Origin of the sequence: Kitasatospora sp. NPDC057692, assembly GCF_042799475.1 — a bacterium.
Classification (GTDB): Bacteria; Actinomycetota; Actinomycetes; order Streptomycetales; family Streptomycetaceae; genus Kitasatospora.
Genome location: NZ_JBHVIV010000008.1, coordinates 1 through 20,445, shown reverse-complemented (window position 1 = coordinate 20,445; position 20,445 = coordinate 1). Strand labels below are relative to the sequence as shown.

Sequence of the window (20,445 nt, the reverse complement as noted above, 5' to 3'; positions counted from 1 at the left end):
TCCCGCGCTCCCGTGGAGAGACCCCCATGTCCGCAGCAGTGCAACCGTTGCCCCTGCCCGCCCGCATCCGGGCCTTCGTCCGGCTCGGCCGACCCAAGTTCCTCTTCCAGAGCCTGCTCGTCGTCGGCGCCGCCGTCGCCGTCAGCATCCTCGACGGCCACCCCTTCGCCCCCGGCTGGTACGCCGTGGCGCTGGCCTTCGCCTGGTGCGGCCACCTGATGACCCACTACTGCAACGAGTTCTTCGACCTCGACGCCGATCGCGCCAACCAGCACCCCACCTCCTGGACCGGCGGCAGCCGCGTCCTCGTCGACGGGCTGCTGACCCCCCTGACCAGTCTCGGCGCGGCGTTCGTCCTCCTGGTGGCCGAGATCGCCCTCCTGGTCGCCATGCCCACCACCGCCGCCCGTGCCACCGGCGCCGCGATCATCGCCCTCGCCTGGTTCTACACCGCGCCTCCGGCCAGCCTCAACTACCGCGCGGTGGGCGAACTGACCTGCGGCGTCGTGGTGTACGGCCTGGTGCCGCTGCTGTCCACGCTGCTCCAGGGCCCCCGGCCGTCGGCCGCGCTGCTGGTGTGCGCCGGCGTCCTGGCCGCGCAGGGCACGCTGCGGATGCTGGTGATGAATCTGGCGGACATCGAGGGCGATCGCGAGGTGGGCAAGCTGACCTGGGCCGGCGCGATGGGTCCACACGGCACCGTCATCGCCTACGGCGTGGGCCAACTCCTCTGCTACGCGACCCTGGTGGCCGCGCTCGCCACCGGAGTGCTGCCGCCGGCGATCACCGTGGCCCTGCTGGCGGTCGCCCCCGCGCCGGCCTGGGTCGCGCTCCAGTTGGCCCGCGGCCGGATCACCGACCTGCGGGCCGCCACCGCCATCACCTTCTGGGCGAGCATGCAGATGGCCCTCGGCTCGACGGCCGTTCTGATCGGCGCCACCGCGCAGAGCCTGTACGACGGCCGGAACCTGCCGGTGTCCTGGCTGCTCGTCGTCGGCGCCACCCTCGCCGCCTTCGGGGCGTGGCTGGTCCGCACCGCCGGACGAGCCGGAGCCGAGAAGCACCCGCGCCCCGCACACCTGCCCGCTCCGTAGGACACGACTCGCCACCGCACTCGTCACCGCGCTCGTCGCCGCGCTCGTCACGGCGCTGTGCGAGCGCCTCTGGAGGGGTGCCACCGGAGGCCGACGCGGTCGGCGAGCGGTGTCCGGGTCGGCGGCGCCGGTACGGGGCGGGGCGTCATCGCTGGTCCCCCGCGCGCAGTTCGGTGGTGATCTGGCGCCGGCCGGCGATGAGCGCCTCGGCGACGACGCCCGCCGAGACGAGCGCGGCGAGCCCGGCCGCCTGCAGCAGGACCGGCGGGACGTCGACCGGCAGGCCGCGCGGGATCTCCGTGCCGACCAGGACGGACAGGTCGAAGGACGGGCCGAGCAGGGCGACCGCGCCCAGTGCGACGAGGCCGCCGCCGACCGCCGAGGCCAGGGTCTGCGGCAGGCTCTCGACCAGGATGAGGGCCAGGCCCTGACGGGGCCGCAGGCCCATGGTGCGCAGCCGGGCGAGCAGGGCGGCGCGTTCGGGGGCGGCGCGGACCGTGGTGAGCAGGGCGGCGAGCAGGGCGAGGGTGCCCGCGCCGATGACGGCGGTCCAGAACAGCCGGGCCGCGGAGGCCTGGAGCGGGTCGTGCCCCAGTTCGGCGGTGACGGCGGCGCTGGTGCGCACGGTGTAGCCGGCGGGCAGGGTGTCCTGGCCGTCGGGGGCGGGCGCGGGGCGTTCGCTGCCGGTGGCGATGCGTTCGCGCACCAGGCTCCGTAGGGCGTCCTGGTCGACGGAGCCGGTGGCCAGCCAGAGGTTGGGGCGGCCGAGTTCGGGGGCGACGGCGACGGCCGGACCGGCCGGCAGGACGACGAACAGGCGGCCCTCGCCCTGGAGGGCGGGGGTGGCCTCGACGGTGCCGGCGGTCCTGGTGAGCAGTTCGCCGCCGTTCGGCAGGCGCAGGCGGTGGGTGTCTCCCCCGCCGAGCTGCTCGGCGAGCGCGGCGGAGAGCGCGGCGGAGAGCAGGACGGGCACGGGGGTGTCCGGTCCGCCGGTGCCACCGGACAGCGCGGCGGGGTCGAAGGCGCCGCGGTCGAGCGAGCGGGAGATCTCCGCGTAGGCGGCCGGTTCGGCGACCACGGCGAAGACCCGGATGGCGCCGTCGCCGCCGAGGACGAAGACCTCGGTGTCGGCCCAGAGCGGCGTGGAGGTCCGGACACCGGGCAGCGCGGCGGCGGCCTCGGCGAAGGCGGGCGGGACGGTGACGCCGATCGGGACGAGCACGGAGGCGTCGCCGCCGACGCTGAGCCGGGCGGCGCGGGCGCGCGCGGTGTCGACGCCGCTCAGGACGGTGGCGCCGAATCCGGCGGTGGTGACGGCGAGCAGCAGGGCGAGCAGCGGCAGGACGGAGGGCCGCTGTCCGCCGCCGGAGCCGCGGGCGCCGCGGGCCAGGCCGAGGAAACCGACGGCTCCCGGGCGCGCGGCGGCGATCCGGCCGAACGCGCCGACCAGCAGCGGTTGGAGGCGGGCGAGCAGCAGTCCCCCGGTGAGGGCGAGCAGCAGCGGCGCGACCACCAGCAGCGGGTCGGTGCCCTCACCGGTGGTGGCGACGCCGCGCCGCCGGACCTCCGCCGCGGCGGCGACGGTCAGGGCCAGGACGGCGAGTTCGGCGACCACGCGCGGGCGGGCGCCGCCGCGCCGGGCGCGGGACCAGAGCCTGGCGCGGGACCAGAGCCCGGCGGCGCGCAGCGGGAGGGCGAGCAGGGTGAACAGGGCGACGGCCGTGGCGGCCAGTACGGCGCCGCCCCAGCGCGGGGTGGGCAGCAGCCACAGGGCGAGCGCGGTGGCGGCGACGGCGGCCGGCAGGACGGTCGCCGCGCCCTCGCCGAGCAGCCGCAGCAGAACTCCGGAGCGTGAGCCGCCACGGGCCTGGAGCAGCCGCAGTTCGGCGGCGCGCCGGTCGCCGGTGAGCGAGGCGGCCAGCCAGAGCACGACGGCGCCGACGCCGGCGAGGCCGGCCGCGCCGATCGAGGCGATCGACGCGGCGGTCTCCTTCCTGGCGGTGGCTTGGCGGAAGAGCGTGGGCAGCGGGGAGGTGATCCGCAGGCCTGGGCGCTGGGTCTCGTTGGCCAGGGTGTTGGCGGTGGGCCCGGTGAGGTAGGAGGCGAGCGCCTGCTCGGTCTCGGCGAGCCGGTCGGCGCGCAGGCCGTCGACGCCGATGGGCAGGCGCCAGAAGTCCTGGGCGCCGAGCTGCCACGTGCGCACCTGTTCGAGGGCGGTGCCGTCGACCAGGCCGGCGGTGCGCCAGTAGGCGGCGAACGGCTTGCGCTTGGTTCGGATGAAGTTGAGACAGGCCCGATTGGGGCAGGGCAGGTCGGTCCAGAAGGGGTCGTTCTGGTCGTTGACGTGGAGGATGCCGACCACCTTGGCCCGGGGTGCCTCGTCGTCGATCGGGGACGAGCCCGTCCTGAGGACGGCACCGAGGCGGATGCCGATGGTGTCGGCGGCGTCGCGGCTGATCGCGATCGGCACGGGCTCCCCCGCTACGGGGGTGCCGGGCCAGCTGCCCTCGGCGAGCGTCACGTGGTCGCGCAGGCCCTGCACGTAGAGCAGGTCCATCGCCGGGTCCGCGTCGTCGTCGGTCCGGGTCAGGCCGGGGTCGGTGAGGGCGCGTGGCTTGCCACTGCGGGCGCCGTGGACCACGTCGCCGGGAGCGACGCCGAGGATGCCGGTGCGGGCGGCGAGCAGGGCGGCGTCGGCGTCCAGGCGCGCGGCATCGGCGCGCGGGCCCTCGACCCTGACGGCCCGGCCCCGGTCGTCGATGCCCTGGTCGGAGACGGCGAGGACACTGGTGGCCGCCGGGCCCCGGTCGCGCAGGAACTCGCGCAGGCCCTGGTCGGCGGTCCGGTCCAGCAGGCGGGGGAAGGCCGCCGCCAGGAAGACGGTGCCGAACGCGAGGGCGGCGGTGAGCAGCGCGGCGAGCGGGGCCGCGCGCAGCCGGGTGCGCACCCAGGCGGCGGGGCGGTGCGCGGCCTGCGGCTCGGCGTCCAGGGGGCGGGGGGCTGCGGTTTCGGCCGGGCTGGTCACTGGTGGGCCCTCCTGGGTGCGGACCCCGCACGAGGGCTCGTGGTCGGCTGCCGGTGAGAGCCGAGGCGACGGCCCGGGCCGGTCGCGCCGATAGGACCCCGGTGACGGGTGGCCCAGGGCGTGCAAGTCCCTTGCTCCGGGGTGCGGTGTCCGCCCGGCCGGCATCCGAGCACGTTGTCCGCCCTCGCGCTGATCGTGTACCCCAACAACCCCACCTCGTCCCACGCCCCGGAAGCTCTCGGCGAGGATGCCAGAACATCACCGGCGGTGGGCCCGGATCGGAGATACCGACCGGGCAGCGCATCCTCATCCAGCCCGGGACACTGGTCGGCTCGCTGGACGTGCAGAAGTCAACGGCACCTACCGCTCCGGACCGTCCCCTGGTCACGTCCCTGTCCACGTGGCCTTTTACTATCATTTCGCATTCTTCGACGGACGCTGATGCCCGCTCGGCCGTGCGTCCAACGCCCAACACGACACAACGGCTCCACCGCCTGGCGGTGGAGCCGTCCATCGAGGAGGAACGTCCATGCACGCCCGGAGGATCGGCACGGTCGCCGCAACGGCGGTCACGCTTCTGGCCGCCCGCGACCTCGTCCAGAAGAGGCACGCACTGCTCCGGAACTTCCCGGTGGTCGGGCACGCCCGGTACCTGTTGGAGCGGATCGGGCCGGAGCTGCGGCAGTACATCGTGACCTCGAACGAGGAGGAGCGCCCGTTCAGTCGTGACCAGCGCACCTGGATCTACGCGTCGGCGAAGGAGGAGAACAACTACTTCGGGTTCGGAACCGAGGTCGACGTCGCGCACGTGCAGGGGCACGCCTACCTGAAGCAGCGCACGTTCGCCGGCGCTCTGCCCGACGCGCACGACCCGCAGGCCCCTCTGCCCTCGGCCAAGGTGCTGGGCGGGCCGCGCGGGCGCGCCAAGGCGTTCCGACCGGCGAGCGTGGTGAACATCTCGGCGATGAGCTTCGGGTCGCTCTCCGGCGCGGCCATCACGGCGCTCAACAAGGGGGCGGCGCTGGCGGGCGCGATGCACAACACGGGCGAGGGCGGCCTCTCGCCGTACCACCGCAACGGCGGCGACCTCGTCCTCCAGCTCGGTACGTCGTACTTCGGCTGCCGCAACGAGGACGGCAGTTTCAACCTCGACAAGCTCAAGGACGTGATCGCCGGCGCCCCGGTCAAGGCGATAGAGATCAAGCTCTCCCAGGGCGCCAAGCCGGGGCTGGGCGGGATGCTGCCGGGCGCGAAGGTGACCCCGGAGATCGCCCGGATCCGCGGCATCCCGGTCGGCGAGGACTGCGCGTCCCCGTCGCGGCACACCGCGTTCAGCGACGTCGACTCGATGCTCGACTTCGTCGAGTTGCTCGCCACCGAGACCGGCGTGCCGGTCGGGGTCAAGAGCGCGGTGGGCGAGATGGGCTTCTGGCAGGAGCTGGCCGCGCTGATGGCGCGTGGTGACCGCGGTGTCGACTTCGTGACCGTCGACGGCGGCGAGGGCGGTACCGGGGCGGCCCCGCGGATGTTCGCCGACTCGGTGTCGCTGCCGTTCCGGATGGGCTTCTCCCGGGTCTACGGCACCTTCGCCGAGCTGGGGCTGACCGACGACCTGACCTTCATCGGCTCCGGCAAGCTCGGCCTGCCCGAGAACGCCGCGGTCGCCTTCGCCCTGGGCGCCGACATGGTCAACGTGGCCCGCGAGGCGATGCTGTCCATCGGCTGCATCCAGGCGCAGAAGTGCCACACCGACAGGTGCCCCACCGGCATCGCCACCCAGAACCCGTGGCTGGCCCGCGGCCTCGACCCGGCCTCGAAGGCCACCCGGGCCGCCGTCTACCTGCGCACCCTGCGCAAGGAGCTGATGAAGGTCTCCTCGGCCGTCGGGGTCGCCCACCCGGCACTCATCACGGCCAATGACATCGAGATCCTGAACGGCGACTACGAGGCCCGCACCCTGGGCGGCGTCTACGGCTACAAGGACGGCTGGGGCGAGCTCGGCCCGCACCTCGCCGATGAGATCACGGCGCTCCTCACCACCGAGCCGGCCCCCGCCCGGAGGCCGGCCGTCTGATCCGTCGACGGCGGCCGGCACCGCGTTCCGGGGCTCCGCCACGCGGAGCCCCGGGCGGGGTGCCGGCCGGTGACCCTGCGGGTGCCGGTGCCGACTTCGGCGCTTCTGCCCCGTGCGGGAAGGGGCCTACGCGCGCGGACTGCTGCACTGTCCGACGGTCGGTACCGAACAGCCATCGGCCGGTCACGGGGAGGGCTAACATGTCCGGCAACAGGAACGGCCAGGCGAGCGCGGTGGCGAACGCGCCCGCCGCGACCGGCGCGGCCGTCTCCAGCGCTCCCGCCAGCCGGGCGTGGGCGGCGGGCAGGCCGAGCAGCCGCAGTGCCTGATAGCGGGTGGTGCGGACCTGGCGGCCGAATCGGCTGGCGGTCAGCACGAGGGCGAGGGCGGGCATGACCAGGAAGAGCATGCAGCCGAGCGCCGGGTACCACCCGAACCCGGAGCCGCCTGCTGCGCCGAAACCCGTCAGCGGGCCCTGCAGGGGTCCCTCCCCTCCCGTTGTCGCACGCCGGGTGCTTGCAGCGGCGCCGCACCCCCGAAGTCGGCGGGCGGATCGGATGATCGGTGAGGGCTGCCCTCTCCTCCGCCGGGCCCGGCTACCGGACGCCGGCGACCGCCGCCCGGTGTCGGGGCCTCAGATCCAGCCTTCCTCCCAGGCACGGCGGGCCGCTTCGTGGCGGGTGCGGACGCCGAGCTTGGTGATGGCGCAGGAGAGGTAGTTGCGGACGGTGCCGGGAGCGAGGTGATGCTGTCCGGCGAACGCGCCGGTGGCGAGGCCCTGGTGAACGGCGCGCAGGACGTCGAGTTCGCGCGGGGTGAGCGGGCAGGGGGCCTCGGTGAGGGCGTGGGTGGCGAGCCGGTGGTCGATGTAGCGGGCGCCGCCGTGGACCTCGCGCAGGATGTCGGCCAGCCGGGTGGCGGGCGTGGTCTTGGGGACAAAGCCCTGGACGCCGACGGCCAGCGCGCGTCGCAGCACGCCGGGCCGGGCGTGGCGGGTGACCAGGACGGTGGGGACGGGGCGGTGGCGGCGGATGGCCTGGGCGGCGGAGATGCCGTCGAGGTGGGGCATCTCCAGGTCCAGCAGGGCGAGGTCGATCGGATGACGCCTCGCCGCCTCGACCGCCGCGGCACCGTCCTGGGCCTGCGCGGTGACGGTCAGGTCGGGTTCGAGGTCCAGGAGTGCGGCGAGGGCTCCGCGGGTGAGGTCCTCGTCGTCGGCGAGCAGGATGCGGATCACGCGGGGCTCTCCCGGTGGCTGTGGCCGGCCAGTTCGAACTGGCCGCCGGGGTGGGTGGCGATGCGAATGTACCCGCCGATCGCGTGGAAACGTTCCTGCAGTCCGGCCAGGCCACTGCCGGGCGCCGCAGGGCTCGTCGGGGCGGGGCTCGTCGGGGCGGGGCTCGTCGGGGCGCCGTCGTTGCGCAGCAGGACCAGGGCCCGGCCCGCCTCGACGGTGATGGTGATCCGGCAGTGGCGGGCACGGCTGTGGCGGAGGATGTTGGTGACGCCCTCACGGACCAGGGCGGCGAAGGCCGGCTGGAGCTGGTGGGGAACGCGGGCGGCGTCGCCGTCGACGGCGGTGCGGATCCCGGCCGCCTCCAGGATTCCCGCGGCGTTGGCCAGTTCGGTGGCCAGGCTGGCGCTCCGGTAGCCGTGCACCACGGCCCGGGACTCCTCAAGTGCGGCCCGGGCCAGCTCGGTGATCTCCCGCAGCTGCGCGCGCGCCTCGTGCTCGCTGCGACCGATCAGCCGCTGGGTCAGCTCGCCCTTGAGCGTGATGGCCTGGAGCCGGTGGCCCTGGAGGTCGTGCAGGTCGGCGGCGAACCGCAGGCGCTCCTCCGCCACCGCCAGGGCGGCCGTGGCCTCCCGGACCTGCTCGGCCTCCCGCACCGCCCGCCACAGCCGGACCAGCATGAACTCCACCCCGGCGATGAACAGCACCATCCCCGCACCGGTCATCGCCCGCGCCGCGGGAAGCAGCTCGGGGCTCACGTGGCGCCACAGGACGACCACCTCACCCAGCACCGCGCAGGCCAGCGCGACCGCTGCCAGTAGCCTGCGGCGCTCGCGGGCCGGCAAGGAGAGTGCCAACGCCGCCGTCATGGCCCCGGGCACCATGGCCCAGTCGATCGCCGTGTACGGGCGGTCCGCCATGTCGCCCCACAGCACGATCGCCGCGACCAGCACCACCAGGTTCCACCACCTCCTGGCAACGGAACCACGCCCGGGCCCCTGGCCCGCGGAGCCGCCCGGAACGGCCCGGCGGATGAGCCAGGTGTGCTGGACCGCGACGGCGACGAGCACCGGAGCCGCCAGCAGCCGACGCCCCGAGCTCGGATTGGCCAGGAGGTCGTACGCGGCCAGCAGCAGCCACAGAGGCCCCAGGGCGACCAACGTCCAGCGGGTCAGGCGGCCGAGCCGCCCCGGCTCGGCGGTCCCGGGCCCCACGGGTGAGGTGATCATGTCCGGCCAGCCTAGGGTCGGCGCCGCCCGCTGTCTGTGTCCGAACCGGCCAAAGATCATGACGGTTGTCATACGGCGGCCATGACACCGCCCGGCCGGTCCGTGGCATCGGCCACTACCGGCGGACGGTGTGCCACGACAAGACTCTCGACAGCGCCACCGGCCTTCCTGCCTCGGTGTTCGCCCCCGCTCGGGGACGGCGGGACCGGAAGGCCGCAGACGAACCGGCAGGCGGCCCCCGCCCACGCGGGCAGGCGGCCGCACCCTCCGAACCCTCTGTGGAGTCAGCATGCGCTCAACCCTCAGGCGTCTCGTGCCCGCCATCGTGCTGGCCGTGACCGGCCTGCTCCTGGTGCCCGGCGGCGCCTCCGCCGACACCCCCGCCACGGTCCTGTTCAACCAGTACTCCGAGCGCTGCCCGGACGCCCGATGGGGGCCGCAGGACATGCACCCCTGCGAGCCGTCCAACAACCCCGGCATGTGGGTGTTCAAGCCCGTCGCGGGCTATCCCGGGCGGTACACGGTCACCACCCCCAGCGTCGACGGCGACCGCTGTCTGACGGAAACCGATGGGCTGTCGGCCAGTTCGTGTCGCGCAGGGGCTCCCAACCAGGAGTGGGAGATCACCCCGTTCGAGGCGGAACCGGCCCTCTACGGCATGATCGGGGTACGGCTGAAGAACGTCTCCAGCGCCCTGTGCCTCGACAACTCGCGGAAGACCTTCGGCGGTTGGAAGATGGTCATGCGCGACTGCGACGGCGGCAGCTACCAGCAGTGGAACCTCTACAGCACCGCCTACGAAGCCCTGTTCGGCCCGCGCGGCCAGCACGCCGGCATGACCTGGACCACCCTGGAGCAGCGCGCCGACAACGTGGTGCACGTCGGCTACGACAACCCCGCGAACAGCAACCCGTACAACGGTGACACCCCGTCAAGTGCCGTGCTGCCGCTGCTGTGTCTCAAGCACGACGGCCGCCCCGCTCCCGCCGGCGTCCCCACCAGCGGCTACCACAGCTGGGCCGGCGGTGAGGTGAAGGCGACCGCGCCGCTGCCCGGCCACCAGCTCTCCAGCCGTGCCGCCGCCGACCAGAAGTGCGCCAACAGCTTCGGCGCCGGTTTCCGGATGGCCGAATTCCACGACGGCTCCGGCTGGGGCCTGTGGGCCAACGGCACCCTGCCCGCCGGCACCCGTTTCTGGACCGCCATCGACGACCAGCCCGCCAACCCCTGGAGCTGACCGCCCGCCACCGACGGGTGCGGGGTGCCCTGACCGGCGCCCCGCACCCGCTCGTCCTGTCTCCGCACGGGGGCTCAGGCCCGCTCCCCGGAGCGCCACCTCCCGGCCACCGTCATTCGCTGAAGTCCCCGGTCCCGGCAGGTGTTGACGGCGTCCCGGGCGGTCTGCAGATCGGATCCGAGGGCGTCCTCTCGGCCGGCGCCGGCCGATCGGGCGGCGGCAGCAGGACCAGCAGGAGCGCGGGGGCGCTCATGGCCGCGGCGGAGGCGTACACCGCGCGGATCCATCGCCGGACCTCCGGCGGTCCGGGCGCCGGCGGCGGGGAGTCCGACCGCTGTGTTCGGAACTTCGGATTCGGTCAGGGCAGGACGTGGACGAGGCGTTTGACCTCGCGAAGGGTCGGCGCGGTCTCGATGTTCTGGATGCCGGGGAGAGGGCCGATGCGCCGGTCGAGGTAGTCGTAGAGGTCGGCGGGCGTCCGGAAGACGCCGCTGGCGACGAGGTTGGACGTGCCGGTGACGGCGGCGGCGAACGCGATCTCGGGATGGGTGGCGAGGGCCTCACCGACGGTGCGCAGATGGACGGGGACGATGTTCAACCACAGCTGGGTGGTCATCCGGTAGCCCAGGAGTTCCGGGTCGAAGTCGACGGAGAAACCGAGGGCGCCTTCGTCCCGGAGCCGGTCGAGATGGCGCTGGACGCTGGAGGGAGACCGGTCGGCCGCGGTGCCGAGCTCGGCAAGGGTGGCCCGGCCGTCGCGGGCCAGTACGGCGAACAGCACCCGGTCGGTGGGGTCCAGGAGCAGTGGTTCCACCGAGGGCGACGGTCCCGTCGGGGCCGGGGCATCGAAACGGGTGGCGTGCCAGGTGCTGGTGGTGCCGACGAAGATCCGCATCATGCAGTGGGCACTGACGGTCAGCACGTGCGGGGTGCGGGGGAGCTTCTGCAGCAGGAGGGCGTTGCGTTCGTCGGCGGTGCGGGTGTTGAGGGCGCAGTAGAGCTCGGTGCCGCCGGAGGCCAGAGTGACCCAGCTGGTGTCGGGGCGGCGGGCCAGCGCGTCGGCGATGGCGCCGGCCGCGTCGGGGGTGCAGCGCAGACGCAGCAGCCATCGCACCAAACCCAGGCGGTCGGGCACCGGTTGGCCCACGATGCGCAGGCCCATGACGCGTAGCCGCCGGTAGCGGCGGGCGACGGTCCGCTCGGAGACATCCAGGTCCCGGGCGAGACGGCTGAAGGGAGCCCGGCCGTCCAACTGGAGAAGCTGCAGGAGCCGTTGGTCGAGCTCGTCGATCCTGTCTGAATCCACCGCGATGCCTCACCTGTGTGCCGGATCCTTCCGTCCCGCAGGGTACGGCTTGGGGTGCCCGCGGAGGGCGCGGAGGGTGTGGGGGTCTCGTCCCACCCACTTCGGGAGTTCACTTCATGCGTATCTGGGGGCCCTTGGCAGCGATCTGCCTGGGCACATTCATGCTGCTGGTCGATGTCACCATCGTGCTGGTCGCTCTGCCGTCCATGTCCGGGTCGTTGGACGCGTCCTTGTCCCAACTTCAGTGGGTGGCCGACGGCTACGCACTGGCGGTCGCCGCCGCTCTGCTGGGCGCGGGCATGCTCGCGGACCTCCACGGGCGGCGCCGCGTGTACGTGGCGGGCCTGTTCGTCTTCGCTGCCGCCTCCGTCGCGTGCGCGCTGTCGCCGGACATGGGCTGGCTGATCACCGCCCGCCTGGTGCAGGGGGTCGGCGCGGCCGCCATGTTCGCCACCACCCTCTCCCTGATCAGCACCCTGTACTCGGGGCGCCGACTGGGGACGGCCTTCGGTGTCTGGGCAGCGGTGGCCGCCAGTGCCGCCGCGCTCGGCCCGGTCCTGGGCGGCCTCCTCACCGACGCCCTGGACTGGCGGTGGATCTTCTACGTCAACGTGCCCGTCACCGCGCTCGCCCTGTGGATGACCTTCCGCTGCGTTCCCCGTTCCACCCCGGTGAAGGATGCCACCCGGCGCCTGGACGTGCCCGGCCTGCTGCTCTTCGCCCTCGGCGCGGGCGGCCTGGTCTACGCCCTGACCGAGTCGCACTCCCACGGCTGGACGTCGGCGGCCACTCTGGCGCCCCTCGGCGCGGCCCTGCTCGCGTTCGCGGCCTTCGTCGGCGTGCAGAAGCGCAGCGCCCACCCGCTGCTGGACCTCTCGCTGTTCCGCCGGCCCGCGTTCACCGCGGCGATGATCACCATCGCCGTCGGGGAGGCGGCGGTGTACGGGATCCTTCCCTATACCTCGATGTGGCTGCAGTCCGTTCAGCACCTCTCCCCGATCGGTGCCGGCCTGGTTGTCCTGCCGCACGCCCTGGCCGCGGCCCTGGTCGCGATCGTGAGCGGCCGGTGGATGCCCAAGCCCTCTCCCCGCACAGGTGCCGCCCTGGGCCTGTTCCTCGCGGGCCTCGGACTGTCGGCGGAAGGCTTCCTGGGCCCCGACTCCGGGTGGCCCGCCCTGATCGGCGGCCTCGTGCTGAGCGGCCTCGGCATGGGCCTGGTCTTCCAGGTCGCCGCCGCCCTCGCCCTGGGCTCGGTGCCCTACGACCGTGCCGGCATGGCCAGTGGCACCTACAGCACCGTCGAACAGCTCGGCTACGCCTGCGGCGTCGCGGTCTTCGGAACCCTGGCCGTTTCCACCATGGGCCGGTCCCTGGAGGACGAGGCCACCGACCCGCACCGGGTCGCCCAAGCCCTGTCCGGTGGCGGAGCCGACGGCCTGATCGCCGCTGCCCCGACCGGGCGGCGCGACGCCCTGGAGCACACGTTGCGCGCGGTGTTCGCCGACGGGCACAACGCCCTCGCACTGACCGCGGGTGCCCTCGCCATCGTCGGCGCGGCCCTGGTCCTGGTCCTGACCTGGCGCACCGACAGTCAGTCGTCGGCCGCCGACGACTGGGAACAGCCCTGGGAACAGCCGGCCGACCCCGAACTCCAGACCGCGGGCGACTGACCCTCGCAGGGCCGCTGAGCAGTCGCACGGCGCTCGTGAGGACGCATGCGCCGCCGGACAGCCGACACGGTCCTCCCGGTGCGGTGCGGGGACGGATGCCCGGCAGCCAGGCGATCCCGTCGCTCGGAGAAGCTCATCTCCCCCGGCCGCACCGCTGAGGAACTGAACCGCGCCCCGCCCGCCACCGGAGCCCTGAACCTGTGGACGGGCAGGCCGCCGGAGCGGCCACGTCCTGGCGAGCCGTGGCGGCGGCGCGCGGCCAGATCGGGGTCACCGAGAGCAGCTCGGCCTGCCAGAAGTACCTCACCCGAAAGGGCCAGACCTGCCGCAACACCCCCTGGTGCGCGGCGTTCGCCGAGTGGACCTGGCGGCACGCCGGGGTGAAGAGCGTCCCGACCACCCTGTTCGGGCGCGGGGTCGGCAAGTGGGGGGCAGGAGCACCACCTGTTCCACAGCGGCTCGCCGAAGCCCGGCGACCTCGTCGTCTACGGCCCGCCGGCCTACGCGCAGGGCGGCCACGTGGGCGTGGTGGTCTCGGTGAACCGTGACGGCACCCTGGACACCGTCGAGGGCAACTTCGGCAACAAGGTGACCCGCCGCCACATCGACCCGCGCACCGCCAAGGGCGGCACGGAGAACTGGAAGGTCTCCGGCTACGTGACCCCGCCCGGCGCCTGATCCCCACCTCCGCGCCCCGGCCCGGTGCCGCTCCTCCGCCCCACGGAGGACGCGGCCCCGGGCCGGGGCCGTCCCGAGCCTCCGCCGCCGTCCAGGACGCAGCCCGGACAAGGCCCCGACCAGCCCGGACAGTCGGCGCCTGTCCGGGACAGCCAGTCGTTGTTGCTCCCGCCTGCCGACAGCCAGCAGTCTGTGCCCTGCCTAGCGGTCCCTGGCATCACAACGTGTCGCCAGTCTCCGGTGTTGATCGCCCAGGACCGTGTGCACGAGCGGCTGTACGGCCCCAGGCGCCGAGGACTGACACCGATTCCGCCTTAAATCCAATGGTTCTGACCGAAAGAGCGCTCGTCAGCCATGTCGCCGGGCGCGCAGTCTCGTCCCGACTCTCAACAGAAGGAAGCCATGAGGAAAAAGGTAGCCGCAGGACTACTGTGTGCCGCGGCCGTCACTGGTTCGCTCGCTCCTGGTGTCGCGTACGCGGGCACCTCAAGCGCGGCGGCCACCACGTGCTACGCCTATGCCGCCACGCCGTTCTACTCCAATGGCAAGGTCTATGCCACAGGCCATGCCTATTGCGAGCCGTGGGCCGATGTGGAGATCACGGTGACGATTACGGCTGACGGCGCCTTCGAGGGTGACACCGAGACCGGCGTGATCGCGGCGCCGCACATCTCCGACACGGCAGTCGCAACGAACCGCGCCGGGGATCAGAGGTGGTGTACCAGGGTGAACGGCCGCTACTACACGGGCGGGAGGACGTACATCATCTCCGACGTGGCGTGTGAGGACGCCGGGTTCTAGGCGGGGCACGGTGGCTCCCTGGCCAACTGGGGAGCCGCCGTTCTGCTTCCCCTCCTGATCTCCCTCGCCACAGCCGTGTTCGTCCTCGCCGGTCCCGGTGCCTCAACCGCCCGGTCGGCGACGGGCTCCTGCTCGACGGACGTGTGCGATCAGGACGCGGACCCTGTCCGGGGCGCGGGCCGCCGGGCGGTCCGGCGCGGCGGGGGTGGTCCGCTCGCGGCGCCGGGATCGCGGGACGGCGCGGGGGTCCGTCCTACGGTCGCGCCGGCTCCGTGTCTCGGCCCGCCCCGCGCGCCCCGCTACCGGCCCGACGGCCGTACCGCCCGGCGCCACGAGGGCTGCGGGGCGGGCCGGTTCAGCGCAGCACCTCCAGCTCCGGCCAGTCGTCGCCGGGCCGGTCGAGGAAGCCGGTGGGCCGCCCCGTCAGGTACTGCGCGAAGAAGGCGGCGACGGCGGTGCGCTGGGCGGCCAGGGAGCGCCGGGGGTCGACGGTGCCGATGAGTCCGGCCGCGTCGGGGACCGGGAGGCGGCGGACGAGCTGGGGCAGGAGGACCTGGAGGTCGGTGTACGAGCCGTGGGCGGCGTTCCGCAGCCTCAGGGCGTGCCGGGGGCCGGTGGACGCCGCCCAGCAGGAGGCCCAGCTCGGTTCGGTGCGCAGGGTCTTCGCACCGGAGGCCATCAGCAGGAAGGGCTTGGCGAGGCCGCTGGCGGCGACGGGTCCGAGGAGGGCGCCGTCGAGGTCGGCCGCCGCGCGGACGCGGGGCTCGTCGTGGGCGAGCTGGGCGGCGACGGAGCCGCCGAGGGACTGCCCGAGCACGCCGGTCCTGGCCGGGTCGGCGGCTTCGGCGAGCCCGTCCGGGAGCGGGTCGGTGCCGGTGTCGGGGCGGTCCCCGCGGGTGAGCCGGTCGAGTGCGCCGAGGACGAAGCGGGCGTCGGCGAGACGGGCCCGGGAGTGCCCGGCGAGGAGGGCGGCGATGACCTCCGGGGTGAGGTCGTCGGGGAGCGGTAGGGCGCGTTCGACCCGGCCGCCGGGGAACTCGACCTGTTCGGCCTCGTACGTGGAGTCGAGGGCGACGACGAGGTGGCCGCGGCTCGCCAACTCCTCGACCAGGGTGGTGCCGAGGGCGCGCGAGCCGCCGTCGCCGGAGGAGAACAGCACCACGGGCAGCCGGCCGGCGCGACGGGCGACGGGCGCGCCGGTGCGGGCGTGGGTCCTGATCCCCCGCCAGTCGGCGGCGCCGGCGGGGACACCGAGGGCCGGTGCGGAGTGCGCGTCCCAGTCGGCCGCCGCGGCCGGGGGCAGCCAGGGGGCCGTCGGGTGCCCGGCACCGGGTTCCGCCGGGTACCAGAGGCCGGCCATGAGCTCCCGGTAGGGCTTGGCGGGGAGGAGGGGGTCGGGGCGGCTGTCGTCGACCAGGTGCAGCGCGACGGTGCCGACGGGCCAGGGCCCGGTGGGCGCGGGCAGGCACAACGGGACGGGGGTACCGGGGGCGTGCGCGGGGCCGTGTCCCTGGGCCGGGGCGGCGGGGCGGCTTCCCGGGGCGGGGGAGGCCGTGCGGTGTCCGGGGCCGGGGGCGGCGGCCACGGTGGCGAGCGCGGCTGCGCCGAGCGTGCCGAGCAGGGCGCGGCGGGTCGGGGGCATGGGCGGGCTCCTCGGGCGGTGCGGCTGCGGGGTCACCACCAGGGTTCCGCCGCCGGGGGGTGCGGGGCGCCCTGCCGGGGGACGATCCCGCGGGTGGGCGCGGGTCGCCCCGGGGCGCGTCCGCTCCTCCGCGCGGAGGAGCCCCCGGTGTTCCGGGGTCTCCCCCGGTCTCCGCCGGTGGGCGGACGCCTCAGCGGGCGCGGGGGCCCTACCGTGGGGCTCCGGCGAGGACGCCGGACGACGCGGACGCGAGGACGGACACGATGACCGGGACCGGCGCGGTACGGACGGACCGACCGATCGCCCTCGCGCGGCTGCCGGGGCGGGTGCCGCCCCTGGTGGCGGACGCCGCGCTCGCGGCGGCCCTGTTCCTGGTGACGCTCGGGCCGGGGCGGGTGGCGGACGGTACGGGCTTCGCGCTGCAGACCGCTCTGGTGCTGCCGTTGGTGTGGCGGCGGCGGGCGCCCCGGGCCGTGTTCGGGGTGATCGCCGCCGCGGCGCTCGCGCAGTGGCTGCTGGGTGTTCAGCTCCCGGCCGACGCGGCGTTGCTGGTCGCCCTCGGGACGGTGACCGCGCGGGCGCCGTACCGGTCGGCGTGGGCGGCGGGTCTGGTGGCGGTGGCCGGGGCGGTGCTGGCGGCGGCGCGCTGGGCGCCCGAGGGCCGGTTCCTCGCCTCGGCCGCCGCGATGACGGCGGCGGTCGCCGCGAGCGCGCTGCTCGGGGCGAACGCCCGGATCCGGCGGGCCGCGCGGGCGGAAAGGCTGGCGCGGCTGGAACGGGACCGCGACGAGCGGGAGCGTCGGGCGGTGGAGGAGGAACGCGACCGGATCGCGCGGGAGTTGCACGACAGCGTGACGCACGGCCTGTCGGTGGTCGTGGCGCTGGCGGACGCGCTCGGGCACGCGCGGCCGGCCGACGCCTCCGCCGTGACGGCCCGGATCGCGGAGACCGGGCGGCAGGCGCTGACCGACATGCGGCGGGCCCTGGGCCTGCTCCAGGACGCCGATCCGGACGCCGGTCCCGACGCGTGGCCCGGGGCGGGGCCCGGGGACGACCGGCGATCGCCGCCGGGGATCGGGCAGCTCGGGGCGCTGTGCGAGCGGATGGCGGCGGCGGGCCTCGTGACCCGGCTGCGGGTGGACGGCGAGGCCGCCGGGGTGCCGGCCGCGGCGCAGCTGACGGTGCACCGGCTCGTCCAGGAGTCGCTGACCAACGCGCTGCGCCACGCGCCGGAGGGGTCGCGTGCCGAGGTGCGGGTGTCCTGCGCGCCGGGGGCGGTCACGGTCGAGGTGACCGACGACGGGCGGGCCGGAGGGACCGGGCGGACGGGATCCGCCGGGCGCCCCGGATCCGCCGGGTCCGGGCGGGGTCTCACGGGGATGCGGGAGCGCGCCGCGGCCTTCGGCGGGGTGCTGGAGGCGGGTCCGCGGCCGGGCGGCGGCTGGCGGGTCTTCGTTCGGCTGGATCCCGGGGGCGCGCCGTGAGCGTCCGGGTGCTGCTGGTGGACGACGAGCTGCTGCTGCGGCTGGCGTTCGGCATGATCCTGCGCGCCGAGCCGGACATGGAGCCGGTCGGGGAGGCGGCCGACGGGGCGGCGGCGGTGGAGCTGGCGCGGCGGCTGCGGCCGGACGTGGTGCTGATGGACGTGCGGATGCCGGGCACCGACGGCATCGAGGCGACCCGGCGGCTGCTGCGCGAGGTGCCCGGGACGCGGGTGCTGGTGCTCACGACCTTCGACCTGGACGCGTACGCCTTCGAGGCGCTGCGTGCCGGGGCCTCCGGCTTCCTGCTGAAGAACAGCCGGCCGCAGGAGCTGCTGGCGGCGATCCGCGATGTGGCCCGGGGGGACGCCGTGGTCTCCCCCCGGGTGACCCGGCGGCTGCTGGACCGCTTCGCGCACCGGCTCCCCGCCGCCGGGGACGACGACGCCGGGGGCGGCGGGGGCGGCGGCAGCGACGCGGAGCGGCTGCGCGTGCTGACCGCGCGCGAGCGGGAGGTCCTGGTGGGGGCCGCCCGCGGCCTGACCAACGCGGAACTCGCCGCCGCCCTCGGTCTCGCGGAGCCCACGGTGAAGAAGCATCTCGGCCGGGTCATGGCCAAGCTGGGCCTGCGGGACCGGGTGCAGGCGGTGATCCTCGCGTACGAGTGCGGGCTGGTCGGGCCGGGGTAGGCGCGGGCGGCCGTCGGGCGGGGCCGGCTCCGAGGGGACGACGGCGACCTGTTCGGCCGCGCCGCCACCCCCCGGCCTCACCGTGTCGGCATCGGTGGGGAGGACCCGGGCCCTCCCCACCGGTGCCTTCCGGTGGCGTGGTGATCAGAGGCTGCCGGTGATCACGGTGCCGGTGTGGTTGCCGGGGATGGAGGTGAGGTCGAGGGTCTCGGTGGTAGCCCAGGTGCCGTCTGTGTGGCGAGCGGTGAGGACGACCTTGTTGTCGGTGGTGGTGATCGCGAACCGGGCTTCGGTGTCGACGGCGGCGGCGCTGATGCTGGTGCCGGTGATGTTCCCGACGACACCGCCGAGGGAGGCGTTGGGCTGCCAGGTGCCGTTGGCCCAGCGCATGGTGTGGTACTGGCCGTCGGTGGCGATGAAGGCGAGGTTGAGGTCGCTGTTCTGGCGCGAGACCGCGACGGAGGTCACGGGCGCGGTGGCGCCGGCGGCCTCGGCGACCGATCCCCAGGCGCCCCAGTTCCCGCTGGCGGTCCGCAGGGTGTGGTAGATCCTGCCGCCCGAGACGGCTGCGATGTGCAGTTCGCCTCCGGCGGTTCCGGCGGTGGAGATGGAGGTGATTCCCTGGAGCGGGCCGGCGGCGTCGGTGACCACGCCGAAGGGGCTCCACTGTCCGTCGCCGTTGCGCACGGTGTGGAAGAGGTAGCCGTCGGCGACGATGGCCACGTGCAGGTCGTTGCCGATGGCGGAGATGGAGACCTGGGTGATGTTGCCGAGGTCGTTGAGGGCGATGTTGAGGTCGACGAAGCGCTGGTTCCAGCCGCCGTTGAGGTTGCGGATGGCGTAGTGCAGGTGCCCGTCGCCTCCCAGAGCGATGATGTGGGTGTCGGCGTTGATGCCGGCCGTGGCAACGGCGCGCACGCCCCCGATGTTGCCCGCGGTGGCCTGGACGTCCTCGTACGGGGTCCAGGTGCCGTCGTAGAGACGGGTCGAGTGGTACAGGTTGGCGTCGCTGCGGATCAGTACCTGGGTCTTCCAGCCCACTGCCGTCGCGCGGGTCTGCTGCACCCAGCCGGCGAGGTCGTCGGTGCGGGTGTTGACGGCGCCGGTGCGGGTCTCGGTCTCACCGAGGCAGCCGCCCTGCCAGGAACGGGAGGCGACGGCGACCAGTTCGGTCCGGCCGGGAGCGGTCTCACGGACGACGGGGGCACCGGTGTCGCCCTTGCAGACCGCCGCGCCGTTGGTGCCGACGGTGTCCACGGCGGTCGGGCGCACCCCGTTGACGGTGAAGGCACCGGTGTGCAGCCTGTTGGGCACCCATTCGGTCTTGGTCCGGCCGTAGCCGGGGACGCGGAGGTTCTCGGCCGCGGTGGGCGCCGTGGTGGCGACCCTCAGGGGCGCGATGGTGTCGATCGGGGTGGTGAGCTTGGCCATCACCAGGTCGCGGTCGGAGCGGGCCACCAGCCGCTCGACGCTGCTGCTCGCGCCGCTGTTGGTCGCGGTCAGGTCGGTACGGCCGACGGTCACGGTGGTGGGCCACTTCGGCGCGCCGTCCACCGAGGTCGGCTGTGCGGGGTTCTCGGCGAAGCACGAGGCGGCCGTGATCACCCAGTACCGGTCGACGAGGGCGCCGGTGCAGGCGCGGACGTTGTCACCGATCGCCAGGCGGGCGGTGTAGGCGTACCAACCGTCGGCGGCGGGGTCGCCGGCGGTGGCGGAAGCGGGCGGGGTGGCGTAGGTGGCCAGGGCGCCGGCGGCGAGGGCCGCAGCGAGGGCACCGGCCTTGAGGGACGCCCTCATGGGTGTGCGGGACACAGTGGACTCTCCGAGGAGTGAGAAGAGCTTCGGGGCGCGTCAGGTGCGGACCGGATGCCCGGACCCGAGGCGGTCGTGGTCGACGAAGGGGCGGAACGGCCGGAGGCGGTGGATCAGCCGGTGACGCGCAGTTCGACGAGGACGGAGCGCTGTCCGCCGGGCAGGCCCTCCCCGACGGGCTGGGCCGTGTTGGGGCCGACGCTCACCAGCTTCTCCTGCCCGGAGGCGACCAGCTTGGCACTGACCGAGCGGTCCTCGGTCCAGAGCATGTAGACCTCCGGAAGCTCCATCGCGAGGTACCCGCTCGTGCCGGTGACGGTGAAGCAGTAACCGTTCTTGTCGAGACGGGACTCGACGAAGATGTCGTTCGCCGCCTGGCAGGCCGTCACCGTGTTGTTCTCGACGCCCTCCTTCAGCCTGATGTGCCCGTCGCCCTGCTTCAGGGTGATCTTGCGCTCGGTCAGGAGGCGTGC

General features: G+C 74.4%; 16 protein-coding genes. 9 read left to right on the top strand and 7 right to left on the bottom strand.

Going from position 1 to position 20,445, the window contains the following annotated elements:
- The first annotated feature begins 26 nt into the window (after window positions 1-26).
- Window positions 27-1,094 carry a prenyltransferase gene (locus tag ACFVFS_RS07010; protein WP_380621010.1) on the top strand — a complete coding sequence of 356 codons (1,068 nt, stop codon included), beginning with the start codon at window positions 27-29 and terminating at the stop codon, window positions 1,092-1,094.
- Window positions 1,095-1,239: 145 nt separating this feature from the next.
- Here ACFVFS_RS07010 and ACFVFS_RS07005 read toward each other — a convergent pair whose 3' ends face one another.
- A complete protein-coding gene (locus ACFVFS_RS07005; protein WP_380621008.1) occupies window positions 1,240-4,119 on the bottom strand; it encodes a hypothetical protein in 2,880 nt (959 codons plus the stop codon).
- A 529-nt stretch (window positions 4,120-4,648) separates the two neighbouring features.
- Between ACFVFS_RS07005 and ACFVFS_RS07000 the strand changes: the two genes are divergently transcribed.
- Both ACFVFS_RS07000 and ACFVFS_RS06995 read left to right on the top strand, forming a co-directional pair.
- The gene (locus ACFVFS_RS07000) at window positions 4,649-6,193 is read left to right on the top strand and encodes an FMN-binding glutamate synthase family protein (RefSeq protein ID WP_380621006.1); all 1,545 of its coding nucleotides are present in this window, start codon (window positions 4,649-4,651) and stop codon (window positions 6,191-6,193) included.
- A gap of 200 nt (window positions 6,194-6,393) precedes the next feature.
- On the top strand, window positions 6,394-6,522 hold the full coding sequence (locus ACFVFS_RS06995) for a hypothetical protein (protein WP_380621005.1): 129 nt from the start codon (window positions 6,394-6,396) through the stop codon (window positions 6,520-6,522).
- Window positions 6,523-6,827: 305 nt separating this feature from the next.
- Here ACFVFS_RS06995 and ACFVFS_RS06990 read toward each other — a convergent pair whose 3' ends face one another.
- Together ACFVFS_RS06990 and ACFVFS_RS06985 are read right to left on the bottom strand one after the other, a co-directional pair.
- Window positions 6,828-7,430: a response regulator gene (locus tag ACFVFS_RS06990; RefSeq protein ID WP_380621003.1), complete on the bottom strand. Its 603-nt coding sequence runs from the start codon at window positions 7,428-7,430 to the stop codon at window positions 6,828-6,830.
- Window positions 7,427-8,656, bottom strand: a complete 1,230-nt coding sequence (locus ACFVFS_RS06985; RefSeq protein WP_380621001.1) for a sensor histidine kinase — start codon at window positions 8,654-8,656, stop codon at window positions 7,427-7,429. The genes ACFVFS_RS06990 and ACFVFS_RS06985 overlap by 4 nt, the downstream gene beginning before the upstream one ends.
- Window positions 8,657-8,945: 289 nt before the next feature.
- Here ACFVFS_RS06985 and ACFVFS_RS06980 point away from each other — a divergent pair, with 289 nt between their 5' ends.
- The gene (locus ACFVFS_RS06980) at window positions 8,946-9,893 is read left to right on the top strand and encodes an RICIN domain-containing protein (protein WP_380620999.1); all 948 of its coding nucleotides are present in this window, start codon (window positions 8,946-8,948) and stop codon (window positions 9,891-9,893) included.
- Window positions 9,894-10,251: 358 nt separating this feature from the next.
- Here the strand turns inward: ACFVFS_RS06980 and ACFVFS_RS06975 are convergent, their stop codons facing one another.
- Window positions 10,252-11,199 carry an Lrp/AsnC family transcriptional regulator gene (locus ACFVFS_RS06975; protein ID WP_380620997.1) on the bottom strand — a complete coding sequence of 316 codons (948 nt, stop codon included), beginning with the start codon at window positions 11,197-11,199 and terminating at the stop codon, window positions 10,252-10,254.
- Between the two features lie 116 nt (window positions 11,200-11,315).
- Here ACFVFS_RS06975 and ACFVFS_RS06970 point away from each other — a divergent pair, with 116 nt between their 5' ends.
- The 3 genes from ACFVFS_RS06970 (at window position 11,316) to ACFVFS_RS06960 (ending at window position 14,348) form a co-directional block, all read left to right on the top strand.
- Window positions 11,316-12,869: an MFS transporter gene (locus ACFVFS_RS06970; protein ID WP_380620995.1), complete on the top strand. Its 1,554-nt coding sequence runs from the start codon at window positions 11,316-11,318 to the stop codon at window positions 12,867-12,869.
- 444 nt (window positions 12,870-13,313) lie between these two features.
- Window positions 13,314-13,547: a CHAP domain-containing protein gene (locus ACFVFS_RS06965; protein ID WP_380621247.1), complete on the top strand. Its 234-nt coding sequence runs from the start codon at window positions 13,314-13,316 to the stop codon at window positions 13,545-13,547.
- A gap of 402 nt (window positions 13,548-13,949) precedes the next feature.
- Window positions 13,950-14,348: a hypothetical protein gene (locus ACFVFS_RS06960; protein ID WP_380620993.1), complete on the top strand. Its 399-nt coding sequence runs from the start codon at window positions 13,950-13,952 to the stop codon at window positions 14,346-14,348.
- 355 nt (window positions 14,349-14,703) lie between these two features.
- Here the strand turns inward: ACFVFS_RS06960 and ACFVFS_RS06955 are convergent, their stop codons facing one another.
- Entirely contained in the window at window positions 14,704-15,990 is a 1,287-nt protein-coding gene (locus ACFVFS_RS06955; protein WP_380620991.1) for an alpha/beta hydrolase family protein, read from the bottom strand.
- Window positions 15,991-16,253: 263 nt separating this feature from the next.
- Here ACFVFS_RS06955 and ACFVFS_RS06950 point away from each other — a divergent pair, with 263 nt between their 5' ends.
- Both ACFVFS_RS06950 and ACFVFS_RS06945 read left to right on the top strand, forming a co-directional pair.
- On the top strand, window positions 16,254-17,474 hold the full coding sequence (locus ACFVFS_RS06950; protein WP_380620989.1) for a sensor histidine kinase: 1,221 nt from the start codon (window positions 16,254-16,256) through the stop codon (window positions 17,472-17,474).
- Entirely contained in the window at window positions 17,471-18,160 is a 690-nt protein-coding gene (locus ACFVFS_RS06945; RefSeq protein ID WP_380620987.1) for a response regulator, read from the top strand. Before ACFVFS_RS06950 ends, ACFVFS_RS06945 begins: the two co-directional genes overlap by 4 nt.
- Before the next feature lie 144 nt (window positions 18,161-18,304).
- On the opposite strand, the gene ACFVFS_RS06940 is transcribed toward ACFVFS_RS06945, so the two are convergent.
- Window positions 18,305-19,957 (bottom strand): trypsin-like serine protease, encoded by a 1,653-nt coding sequence (locus ACFVFS_RS06940; protein ID WP_380620985.1) that lies wholly within the window; start codon window positions 19,955-19,957, stop codon window positions 18,305-18,307.
- Window positions 19,958-20,085: 128 nt separating this feature from the next.
- Window positions 20,086-20,445: hypothetical protein (locus tag ACFVFS_RS06935; RefSeq protein ID WP_380620983.1), on the bottom strand; the 360-nt coding region annotated here is incomplete at its 5' end.